The organism is Acinetobacter sp. ANC_7654, from assembly GCF_056779855.1.
In genome coordinates this window covers 74,165-86,491 of record NZ_JBWYIR010000003.1, presented here as the reverse complement: position 1 = coordinate 86,491, position 12,327 = coordinate 74,165, and the positions used below count along the sequence as shown (strand labels likewise).

9 protein-coding genes are annotated in these 12,327 nt (G+C 42.0%); all 9 read left to right on the top strand.

The features are described from left to right. Positions 1-107: 107 nt before the first annotated feature. Positions 108-269: an Arc family DNA-binding protein gene (locus tag AC1M86_RS04655; RefSeq protein ID WP_481607362.1), complete on the top strand. Its 162-nt coding sequence runs from the start codon at positions 108-110 to the stop codon at positions 267-269. A gap of 74 nt (positions 270-343) precedes the next feature. After that, positions 344-1,270 carry a phage antirepressor N-terminal domain-containing protein gene (locus AC1M86_RS04650; protein WP_481607361.1) on the top strand — a complete coding sequence of 309 codons (927 nt, stop codon included), beginning with the start codon at positions 344-346 and terminating at the stop codon, positions 1,268-1,270. Between the two features lie 96 nt (positions 1,271-1,366). Next, positions 1,367-5,062: a lytic transglycosylase domain-containing protein gene (locus AC1M86_RS04645; protein ID WP_481607360.1), complete on the top strand. Its 3,696-nt coding sequence runs from the start codon at positions 1,367-1,369 to the stop codon at positions 5,060-5,062. 10 nt (positions 5,063-5,072) lie between these two features. Further along, a complete protein-coding gene (locus AC1M86_RS04640; RefSeq protein ID WP_481607359.1) occupies positions 5,073-5,714 on the top strand; it encodes a DUF2460 domain-containing protein in 642 nt (213 codons plus the stop codon). Next, positions 5,711-6,568 carry a DUF2163 domain-containing protein gene (locus tag AC1M86_RS04635; RefSeq protein WP_481607358.1) on the top strand — a complete coding sequence of 286 codons (858 nt, stop codon included), beginning with the start codon at positions 5,711-5,713 and terminating at the stop codon, positions 6,566-6,568. Before AC1M86_RS04640 ends, AC1M86_RS04635 begins: the two co-directional genes overlap by 4 nt. 58 nt (positions 6,569-6,626) lie before the next feature. Beyond that, positions 6,627-8,555: a hypothetical protein gene (locus AC1M86_RS04630; RefSeq protein WP_481607357.1), complete on the top strand. Its 1,929-nt coding sequence runs from the start codon at positions 6,627-6,629 to the stop codon at positions 8,553-8,555. A gap of 9 nt (positions 8,556-8,564) precedes the next feature. Next, complete coding sequence (locus AC1M86_RS04625; protein ID WP_481607356.1) at positions 8,565-9,425, top strand: hypothetical protein; 861 nt, start codon at positions 8,565-8,567, stop codon at positions 9,423-9,425. Further along, a complete protein-coding gene (locus AC1M86_RS04620; protein ID WP_481607355.1) occupies positions 9,403-9,834 on the top strand; it encodes an NlpC/P60 family protein in 432 nt (143 codons plus the stop codon). The genes AC1M86_RS04625 and AC1M86_RS04620 overlap by 23 nt, the downstream gene beginning before the upstream one ends. Next, positions 9,834-12,320: a phage tail protein gene (locus tag AC1M86_RS04615; protein WP_481607354.1), complete on the top strand. Its 2,487-nt coding sequence runs from the start codon at positions 9,834-9,836 to the stop codon at positions 12,318-12,320. The genes AC1M86_RS04620 and AC1M86_RS04615 overlap by 1 nt, the downstream gene beginning before the upstream one ends. The last annotated feature ends 7 nt before the right edge of the window (positions 12,321-12,327 follow it).

Here is a 12,327-nt window from a genome sequence, read left to right as displayed (position 1 = left end):
ATAGAGTGCTATAAATAAATAGTCAAAAATTTGTTGACACCAAATAAAGCACCTGCTTTAATGTGATTGTGATGTTAAATTACATCACATGCTATAAGGAGAATCTAATGGCAAGACAAGACCCACAGGTAAACGTGCGTATACCTGAAAAAACTTTAGAGCGATTTAGAGAGGAAACTCAGAAAGATCGCAGAACTATCACGGCTCAGCTAAATATGATCATTGAAGAATGGTTAGATAAGCGAGAAAAAGAGAGTGCGAAAGCATGAAATCAACAGACAACAAAAAAGCCCAACACTTGCAGGCGGCGGGCTTCAATGTTGTTAACAAAGGAATATCAACAATGAATAGTTTACAACAAATCACAGTACCTTTCCACAATGCTGAATTATTTTTAGTTGAGCATAATGGGCAACCATACACACCTATGAAGCCTATTGTTGATGGCATGGGTTTAGACTGGGGTTCTCAATTTGTGAAGCTAAAACAGCGCTTCGCTTCAACCATTGTGGAAATCACAATAGTTGCAAATGATGGTAAAGATCGTCTTATGACGTGTTTGCCAGTTAAAAAGTTATTTGGCTGGCTTATGACTATTAGCCCAAACAAAGTAAAACCTGAACTTCGAGACACGGTTATTAAGTATCAAGAAGAATGTGATGATGTACTTTGGGATTATTGGGCTAAAGGTAAGGCTGTTAATCCACGTAAAACAACTCCTAAAGATCGTGAGAACTTACGTCATGCTGTATCAAACTTAGTATCGCGTGTGAAAATCAACTTTTCAGATGCGTATATCATGGTTCAACAGCGATTTAATGTTGATCACATTGACGAAATACCATTAGAAAACTTGGATGATGCGGTCGAGTATGTTCATGGATTAATTTTGACTTTCGATAAATACCAATCTCACGCCCCAGTAGATGTAAATGCTATTCAGAATTGTCACGGCGTTTTACAGTATCGTTTGATTGAGTACCAAAAGAATTTGGAAGCCGAGGTTAAACGCTTAGGTGGAAAAATGCCTGAACATCCATCCTTTAATCCTGAACAAGTTGCTCAGGCATTAATGTCGGAGATACTTCAAGGCAAGCAAATGACTGTAAAACTGAATTATCAGGGTGGGTTTGCTATTGACCTTGTGCCCGAAAACGCCGTGATGATTGAGTCTAATAAAATCCCAGAATTGGTGAATCGTACAGATTTAGTTTCAAAAGAGCAGCTCCCTTTAATTATGCAAAATGCTATGGAACGCCTAGTTAAATAACCCTAAAAAAAATTCGAAGGTGTGGTGATTTTCACCATACCTTGACTGACTACAACCGCCTCACGGCGGTTTTTTTATGCCTGCGAGATAGGAATTATGAGCAACAATCGAGTGGAAGTGCACGTTGGTGCGAAGACTTCCGAACTTAAAAAAGGCATGAATGAAGTTGAAAGTATTGTTAAAGATACGGCGCAGGAGATTGAAGTCACAGGTAAGAAAGTGGACTTTCAGATTGACGTGTCTGGTGTGCAAAAGATCTTCGATAATCTTTCAAGCAATATCTCAACGCAGATGCTGGGCCTAGGTAAAAAAATTGCTGCTGGTATTGGTTCTGCCTTAGCTGTAGATGGATTGGTCAGTTTCACTCGCAATGCAATTAGCACCGCTTCAGAAGTTCAGAAAATGTCTGACATGCTGGGTGAATCGGTAGAAGACCTCCAATACTTTGCCAAGGGTGCTCAAACAGCTGGATTGTCATTAGAACAGTTCGGCATGATGGGTAAGGATGCGCTAGATCGTCTCGGTGAAGCACGCCGAGGTGAAGGCGAAATGATGGACTTCTTTGAAAAGGTTGCGCCTAAAATTGGTGTGACCATCGATATGTTCAAAGATTTAAGTGGTCCAGAAGTTATCCAGGCATATTACGATGGATTGGAAAAAGCCAATTTATCGCACGCTGAAACTATCACTTACATGGAGCAGATCGTCAATGATGGCAGTTTGCTTATTCCATTACTTAAAGACGGCGGTGCAGGATTTAAAAAATGGGGTGAAGAAGCCAAGAATGCTGGCGCTATCATGTCTAAAGATATGGTGGACAACCTCGGTAAGGCTAAAGAAAACCTTTACACACTAGAGCTTCATTTCCAAGGCTTTCAGGCAATGCTGATCAATTCAGTAACGCCTGCAGTGACTGCTATTGCGCAGAACTTTGACAATATTAAAGCTGTAGCCATCGCTTTAGGTGCTGCTATTTCAGCTAAATTGGTTGTTCAATGCGCCGTATTGGCTAAAGAGTTTGTGATCGGCGTAGCCCAAGGCATGGCATATCAGATGCAATTGTCTGCGCTTCAGGGGCAGGCAATGCGTACCGCGACGGCGATGGGTGTCTTACGTAGTGCTTCAGCATTGCTCGGTGGACCTGCTGGCTTAGGCATGTTGGCATTTCAAGGTCTAGCGGCAGGTGCTGCATTCCTTTACATGAAACGAAGCAGTGATGAAGCTGTTCCAGCTTTAAGCACACAAGGTAAAAGTGTTGCTCAACTTCGTGAGGAATATGAAAAGCTTGATAAAGCCCAACAGCGTGTATTGACGCGACAAGCCACGGCAGACCTATCCAAAGCTGAGCAGGGTTTCCGTAAACAGGAAATTGCATTACTTGGCTTGGTGCGTGCGGTTGTTAATCATTCCGATGCATCAGATGCTGATAAAAAAGCAGCTAAAGAGCTCCACGATCAATATATTCAAGGCAAGCTGAATTCAGATCAACTAGCCACAGGTATTAATAACCTACGAACAGTTGAGTCTAAACATAAGGCTGGAATTGATGAGAAAGCTGCTGCCGTTAATAAAGAGCGTAAAGCAGTCATTGATGCTCAGGGTGTTCTAAAAACTTATAACCAAGTTGTGACACAAGGTACTAAGGATAATAAGGAACACACCAACTCCATCAACGATAAAGCCAATGCATTAGCCAATTTGACCGCAAAGCAAATGGAGTATGTTCGTGAATCCAACAAACAGTCTGAACGAGAACGCTATATTCAACACAACATGAAAGTTGGTGGTGTGTCGCGTGAGCGTGCTGAGCACATGGCAGATGCACGTGATAAGGCAGGTATGGGATACACCGCTAAAGACGGTGCAATGCCTGAAGCTGTTAAACAGGCTGAAGAAGCGGACTGGAAGCGTAAACAAGCAGCTGAAGCGCGTGAGGAGGCTGAAAAGAAAGCTGAGGAGACTCAAAAACGTCAAACTAAGGAGCTTGAAAAACAGCAACAGATCTTGCAGGTCAATGCACGTGTAAAAGCGAATGCTGAAAAGTTTAACTATTCAGGATTTGAAGCCAAGTATGGCTTGCCGAGTGGCATGCTATCAGCTCTTAACATGCAAGAGACTAAGGGTCGAAATGTTGAAGGCGTTCAGACTAAATACGGCACGGCGAAAGGCAACTTTCAAATGCTGGATATGACCGCCAAGCGCTTTGGCGTATCTGATCCATTCGACACAAAACAAGCTGCTGAAGGCGCAGCCAAATACATGCGTTTCTTGCTAGATAAGTATGGTGATATCAACAAGGCTATTTCTGCTTATCATGCAGGTGAAGGGAATGTTGATCGTGGTACCGGTATTGGTCCAATTAATCGCCAGTACGTGAAAAACGTCAAGGGTTACATGGCTGGCGTTAACGGTGTAGAAGCAGGGACTGAATCTTCAGAATTTGATAAATCACTTCAAGAACAAATCCGCAAAGCTGAAGAAGCTGAAAAGGAAATGCTAGGACTGCAGTATAAATATGCAGATGAAAGCAAGCAGGTTGCTTTAGATCTTAAGCAAGAACTAAGTAACATTGATTCTTCTATATTGTCAGCAGAAGACAAGAAAGCTTTTTCAATCAAAGCTGAGCAGGAAGCCGCTGACAAAATCAAAGCTATTCGTATTGAGCAGCTTGAAAAACTCAAGGCGCTTCATGAGGAAGAGCTTCAAGGCAAAATGATTTTGTCTCAGCAAATATTCGAGCTAGAAATGGCACGTTTGGATGCTGATCTTGATGCTGGAAGAATCAATAATGCTGAAAAGGTACGTCTTGCAAAGCAACTTGAAGAACAGTTGTATGCTATCAAGCGTATTGGATTGGAGGAGCGCCTAGATCTTGAACAAGAGCTAAGTCAACTCACTGGGAATAGTTCTGGGGTAAGTGGCGTAACCAATGAAATCAGTGCATTAGATCATCAAAGATCGGTGTCTGATATCCAAGTACCAGGCATGATTTCTGATGCCCAAATGAAAGACTTTGAGGATAAGTTTGGGAATCTAACGTCACGAATGTCTGGTCTATGGGATAAAGGCATTCAGTCCATGATGAATGGCACGCTGACTTGGAAAAATGCCATGAATGCCATTTTTACAGAACTGGCAGGGGCATTTATTCAAAGCATGATTAGTGAACCACTGAAAAAATACGCTGCAAGTTTAGCAACTCGTATGGCGATTAAATTAGGGTTTATCAAATCAGAGACGGCGGCTGAAGTAGCTGGGCAAGCTGCACAGACTGGCGCCGTGGTAGCTGGTGAAGGCATGAAAACCGCTGCAACTTCAACAGGTGTAATTGCTCGTTTAGGTTTAAAGCTCATGGAAGTCTTAAAGTCAATTATGATGTCAGCTTGGGAGGCTATGGCTGGTGCTTGGGCTGCGCTTTCGTCTATTCCAATCGTAGGTCCTGCATTGGGTGTGGCTGCTGGTATTGCTGCATTCGCGGGTGTATCTGCAATTGTTGGAAAAGTAGCATCTGCTCGAGGCGGATACGATATTCCTGCAGGTGTAAACCCTATGACACAACTTCACGAAGAAGAAATGGTTTTACCTAAGCAGCACGCGAATACGATTCGTGCCTTAGGTAAGTCACTAAGTGCAGATGGAAGCTTTGGCACACCTCAAACTCCAAGTCAACAAGTGAGTAACCATTTCTCAATTCAAGCCTTTGACTCACGTGACGTAAAGCGTTTCTTTGAAAAGCATGGTCGTGAATTGGCGAGTGGATTAAAGGGCCATCGCCGTAATTTCGGTACCTAAGGAGGTTTTCGTGTCTGATGTATTATTTCCTGAATTACCTGGTCTTGAATGGGAGTTGTCAAAAACTCCCATTTTTAATACCAAAATAATGACTTCTGTGAACGGTCGGGAACTTAGAGCAAGTTACCAAGCCATTCCTAAGTATGAAATATCTTTGTCATTTGGCTTTCTGCGTGAATCTAAAGGACGTAACGAATTACAGCAGCTCGAAAGTTTTTTTTACGAGCGCCGTGGTGCATTCGATTCCTTTCTTTTCAAGATGCCTGATGATTATGAGTTTAATTGCACTTTTCAAGGTGATGGTGAAACCACTTCTTTTCAATTGCATAAGAAAATGGCCAGCCTAGAAATACCGGTAAGTCATACGGCTGAGTTTGTATCTGAAGACCCTCTTATGTGGAGTGATGATCTTGATCAACCAATGTGGACTGATCTTGAGGCAAAAATGTGGGTAACACAGTATGAAATTACAAAGAACGGTTTGTTAAATTTACCGATACCCCTTGCTGAAGGTGATACGTTGCAAGTTGATGGCATTTTTTATTATCGGTGTCGATTTGCTGATGATGAGCAACAGTTTACGAACTTTATGCATAAACTTTGGAAAGCAAAAAGAGTTGATCTGGTGGGATCTCTAGGAAATAAAGTATGAGAGCTGCTTCTCCAAAATTAATTGCATTGCTTGATGCAGATCGGTTTGTAATGGCAGATCTCTATACGATTACAACTGTGCAGGGTGATGTATTCAGATATACCAATTATGATTTTGATTTGACTGTTGCAGGTCAAGCATATAGTTCGAGAGGTCCGATCATCAGTCGTGAAGGAATTAGCCTGTCACTCGGTATTGAAGTTGATAATTTATCGATCAGCATTAATTGTATTGATGATAATGAATGGAATGGCATTAATGTTGTTCAAGCGTTTCATAATGGCCAATTAGATGGTGCTCGATTTAAGCTGGAGCGCATATTTATGGATATGAGTATGCCAACGGACACCAGTGCCGGCACCATTAAGTTGTTCGAAGGTCGAATCATTGAGCCTGATTTAGATCGTAATTCAATTCAAGCCAGTGTTGCATCAGATCTGGATGAATTGAATGTGCAAATGCCGCGAAATCTGTATCAGCCAAGTTGTACCAATACGCTATTTGACACGGCATGCGGTCTCTTGCGGCAAAACTTTATGGTGCAGACAACCATTGAAGCAGGCAGTACTTCAGCTCGAATTTTATGCCAGGTGAATCAGCCACAAGGTTGGTTTACCCAAGGCGTGATCGAGTTCTTGGACGGTGGTAATGCTGGTCTAAAACGGACGATTCGCATGCATGAATCGGGTGCTTTGTTATTGACTTTGCGATTGTTGGAAGCACCACAGGCAGGGCAACGTATCAAAGTTTATCCAGGATGTGATAAGCGACTGGAAACTTGCCAGAACCGTTTCAATAATTTCTCTCGTTTCCGTGGTGCGCCTTTTATACCGGTACCTGAAACCGCAGTTTAATCAAATTTGTAATAATCCATACCCAGCCTTGAGCTGGGTTTTTTTATGGGGTAGGAAAATGCCTTTACCAAATATTATTGAATTCATTGGTACCAATATTACTCAGCGTAAATTTCAAGCTGCCCAAGAAAAGCTTTTAAATTATGTAGCTACTGAGCTACCAACAAAAGTTGAAATGTCGTCAAAAGCCGAGAAAACTTATGTAGATGGCGCATTATCAAGCTTTCAAAATGGAGCAATAAAAACTTATCCAACTCTTGCTGCAGCAAATGCTGATATTGCTAATATTTCATTAAATACCAAAGTATCGGTACTTAGCGAAACAGATGGTGGTGATTATTACAAAGAATCTGTAGAGGCTACAAGCTTAACAAAAAGCTCTTATGATCCATTATCAAGTTCAAAAAATTATACGGATCAAAAAACAGCGTTTTGGCAAGTTTCCAACACGAATGTAAAAATGTTTGACTCATTTTCAGAATACTCAGTTGGTTTTGTGGGGCAAAACGGGAAAATGCCATTAGGCATTAAAAAAGATGGCACTGTAGTTTCTGAAAAAATAGAAGCTCAGAATCTTGCTGTTGAAGAATTTAATGTGAATGAATTTCAAGCAGAACAACAATCTATCGCAGGCATGAAAATGCAAGCATTAGATCCATTCTCTGGGTATGTTTTTGGCATCGGCAACGGACATAAATACCCTATTGCACTCCGCAATGATGGTGTTATTCAGATTGATAAATTGAAAGTCAATAAAATTGAACTTTCAACCGAAGAAACAAAGAGTGAAAAATTTGGAAAAGCATCTCAAGAATGGTGGATTCATCCAGTCCATACTTATACAGAGAAACCATACCCTCGCGTAATTTCTGGGGTTTATGGTGAAGATGGCTCAATCATTGTTGGTGAATATGTTATTGGCCAAGGCATTACAAAACAGTTTACAGTCGGTAAATCATCTGTAATTGATGATCATGATGCACCCTCGGTCTGGCACAAGGAGGGTCGTCGGGCTATTGTGATGTGGCAGCATCATGATCGCACAAAATATCTACTTGCACGCACTTCAACGAGAGATGGCGATATTAGTACGCTGGAGTACGCAGCGACTCAACAGATCAGCACCGGTACAAGCAATATTTCTTATACGCAACTGCATTATTCTGAGACTGAAAGTACAGAATCGGATGATATTTTCTATGTGTTTTCTCGCTTTGCTCAAACAGCGTGGGGTTTTACCAAAATTGCAGTAAACCAGCTAACCGGCATTATCACTACGCTTGATCAGCATAAAATTTTGTCAGCTTCTGGTCAGTACTATATGACTTCAACATTTGCTGAAAACAAAATCAGGATTGCTTCTTATTACAATCCATCGCAGGAATTGAATCAAATCCATTATTGGGAGATTGACTTAGAAACTGGCGCTATGACTGATCATACAGGCGCAGTGGTTGGGAATATTATTTCGCACAATAATTTGCCTGTTGACATATCAATGGTAACGCCTGTTTTGGAACATAACGCAGCAATTGATAGACGCATGTTTTATGTGCGCTCTTTGCCGATGTCTCCTGCGATTCTCTATTTAGAGTGGACGGCAGGACAGTTGCAAAGCACCGGAAACTATAAAGTAATTTCTCTTGAATCTGACGGCAGCTGGAAAATTCGCACCTATGCAGCATCAGGTAAGCCCTTTTATTCCAACTACTTCGACGGTGCATCATTTCCTGATCCATGTATGAAAGATGAAATTATTGTTTGCAGGTATGACAACGCAAACAACCAAGGTGTACTCGAACGAGTAATTAATGACAATGAAACAATGATTACGATTGAATCTGCACGCGTTGATGCAGAACATTTAATCAGACCTATTTCGCCAAGAAATGGTGGAAATTTGTGCACGTACGTTCAGTTGCATGCATACGCAACTACAAGTGCTTTCAGTTTTGAAAGTGACGTTAATTTTATATTTTTAAAATAAGGAAAAATCATGACTGGCGTAAAATTTATTATTGATCGTGACTTCGATTACGGTATTGATGTAAATGAAACAGACGTGCGCTTAAATGCTGGTTCATTAGTTTTAATTGAGCCAGCACGCGATGGAGCAGTTGGTATTCCAACCCACTTGGTGAACTATGCCGCTGATCAAGCACGCACAATCACAGGTGCAACAATTGACAGCATTGAAGTGCGCAATACTTTAGCAGAAGTGGGTGGGCTTGCAGAACGAACCTTAAAGGGTGCTTTACACGGCATCTACCCTCCGTCTGTCAGCTCTGGTACCCCGCGCGGGGTATTGTCTGGTGTTCTACCCATTGCTATTTTAGATTATATGAAAGCAAACCCCACACATGCTTACTACTTATCATTGCATGCTGTGGTAACCAAAATTTCTACGGTATCAGGTTCAGAGGGCATTACCATTGCTGGTGTAAATGCTACTGCTGATCCACAGGATGCTAGTCAAATTACACCGTTGATTTATCAAAATAAATCAACGGGTCGAGTTGCTGGCGGTCGCGATGCTGGTTCAGATATGCTAGGGCGTTCAGTGGCTGCAAATTACAATCAGCCATTTCATGTTGATGTGGGGCAGTCTAAGTTAGTCTTAAATACATCAACTTCACCCAGTAGCCTTCGCGAGGAAATATTTACAATTGGTAGTCCGTCTGCTACGTCAGGTCGCTACAACGGCAATCCTTCATGGGCGCTTTATAGTTTGTATTTAGAAGACTTAACTGTATCTGGTCAAACTTACGAACAAGCACATGAGAAATCGCAAGCTGTTTTTGATTTAAGATTTGGACAAGGTGGAATCTATTCAAATGACAGTTGGTCTACACCATAAAGCCGTTGACGAAGCCCTAACATGGCTCGGCACACCCTACCATCATCAGGGGCGTGTTAAGGGTGTCGGTGTGGATTGTGGAACACTGATATGTGAAGTCTATGAAAAAGTGGGCTTGATGGATCACTTAGATCCGCGTCCGTATCCACCGGATTGGCACATGCATCAGCTTGGCCAACGATATTTAGAGCACGTTTTATCTGTATGCGATGAAGTCGATGAGCCACAGCCTGGTGATATTGTTTTATACCACTTTGGCAAATGCATCAGTCATGGTGCAATTGTCGTCGAATGGCCAACGATTATTCACTCCTATATTCATCAAGGAGTAATACTCCAGGATGGCACAAAAGGAAGTCTAGCTCGCAGAATTGCGGGCTTTTTTCGTATGAAGAGGCTAAAAGAATAATGGGCGGAATATTTGGGAGTACAACGATCAGTACGTCTGATAAGCGCATCAATTCGATGCGCATTCAGCAATCTGCGTATGGTCTGACTCAGCCATTGGTCTATGGCAAAAACCGTGTAGCAGCCAACATGTTTTGGTATGGCGACTTTAAAGCCACACCGCATACCACAGTGACAAAATCAGGTGGTAAAGGTGGTAAGACCAAGACTAAAAATACAACATATACTTATTCAGCCTCTTTGATGTTGGGTCTATGTGAAAACAAAATCAAAGACATTGGCATCATCTGGCGTGATAAAGAACAGATCGTCACTAAAACTGAAGGCGGTGTGCAACTCAAGCCAATTGATCAGATCGGATTTGAATTGTTCGATGGGGATCAAAATGCTGTTTGGGGCTATTTAGCATCAAAGCATCCAGATGAGGCGGTGCATTATCCGTTCCTTGGATATGTCGCATGTGCTAATTATGATCTGGGTGGTAGTGCAGCATTATCGAATCATAATTTTGAAGTGATTAGCGATATTACTTTTTCAGAAACAATCCATGATGCCAATCCAGCTGATGTGATTGAAGATTTCATCACAAATCCACGATATGGTGCGGCACCAAGTTTGAATATGGCAGATTTATCTGAATTTCGAACCTATTGTGCAGCCACTAATTTGTTGATCAGTCCTGCTTTGACTGAACAGCGTGAAGCATTTGAAATCATCAATGAAATTGTGGAAGCAGTAAATTGTGCTGTGGTACCAAGTCCAGATGGCTTGAAAATCCGTTCTTATGGTGACAGTGCAGTTACGGGTAATGGTGTGACATTTACGCCAAATCTTGAACCTGTATATCACCTAACAGATGATGATTTCTTGGGTGAAGATCAGCCTGTACGTGTACGTCGAAGTCGAGACACAGATGCATACAACCATTGCCAAATTGAGTACGTGAATCGCTTCAACCAGTACAACACTGAAACAGTTGAAGCCAAGGACCAAGCCAATATTGAAATGTTTGGACTGCGTACACAAGATCCAGTCAAGTTCGACTTTTTCTGTGAGCCAAAAATTGCTCGCCATGCGGTGCAATTGCTATTACAGCGAAAACTCTATGTTCGAAATGAATATGAGTTTGAATTGGGGTGGAAGTACTGCCGACTTGAGCCGATGGATATTGTGACCATTACAGATGAATCCTTGGGTTTAAATCAGTTTCCAGTACGGATCACTCGTGTTGAAGAAGATGAAGAGGGTGTACTTTCGATTACCGCTGAAGAGTTAGCAGTCGGATCTCGTTCAGCAGTTGAGTATGACCTGCAATCATCGAATGGGTATCAAGGTGGCAATGAAGAACCAGGCAACGTTAATGCACCAGCTATTTTTGAGCCTCCTTTAGAATTGACGGATGGTAAAAATCAGATTTGGGTAGCTGCGTCAGGTGGGATTAATTGGGGTGGTTGTAACGTCTGGGCGAGTATAGATAACACGACTTATGAAATGATTGGAACAATCTATGGTTCAGCGCGTTATGGTACATTAGTTTCAGCAATTGATGCAGATGACACATCGATGCAAGTGCAATTGAATACTTCAAGCCAAATCTTTGGTGGTACGCTTGAAGATGCTGAAGTTGATGCAACACTGTGTAAAGTCGGTGATGAATATATCAACTATATTGATGCAACCTTGGATGGATCAGGGCGTTATACATTAAGTGGTATGCTTCGTGGCCGTTTTGATGATGCAAGTACACATAATGCAGGTGAATCATTTGTTCGTATTGACCGAGCCATTTTTGAATATGACTTCAACTCAAATATGGTGGGTAAACAGATTTATCTGAAGTTCACAAGCTTCAATGGTCTTGAGCAAAAAGAAGAAACCTTGGATGAAGTGACGGCATACAGTTACACCATCAACGGGGGGCGTCCTGCAGGTGTCAAAGGTTTATCACTCCAGTCCGCATTTGAAGGCACAAGCTTTAAAGTTCAATGGCAAAGTGCAGCTGGCGCGACAGGTTATATTGTTCAGATTTGGTCAAATGGTGTATTGCTTCGTACAGTTGAAACGACGAATACCGATTATTCATACAGTATGGATGAAGCAAAAATCGATGGTATTCAACGTGCTTATACAGTACGTGTCGCAAGTAAAAACGGTTCGATTATCAGCACATTCGCTGAGCTGAATATCAGTAATCCAGTGCCACCGCAATTGTTGAACGTGTACACATCGGCAACTGCAGATTCGATCACAGTGACTTGGATTCCAAGTGAAGTACCGGATCTGAAAGATTACCAGGTGTGGATCAGTACCAATGCGAACTTTGATCCTGATACAACGGCAGCACGTTGGACGGGTACCGAAAATGCTTGCACGATTACTGGCTTGCAATCAACGACAACATATTATGTTCGTGTTGCTGCACGGGACGTATGGAAGCCGACTTCGTGGAACTATTCATCAAGGATTACACAGGCAACTGCGGATTAATCACAAA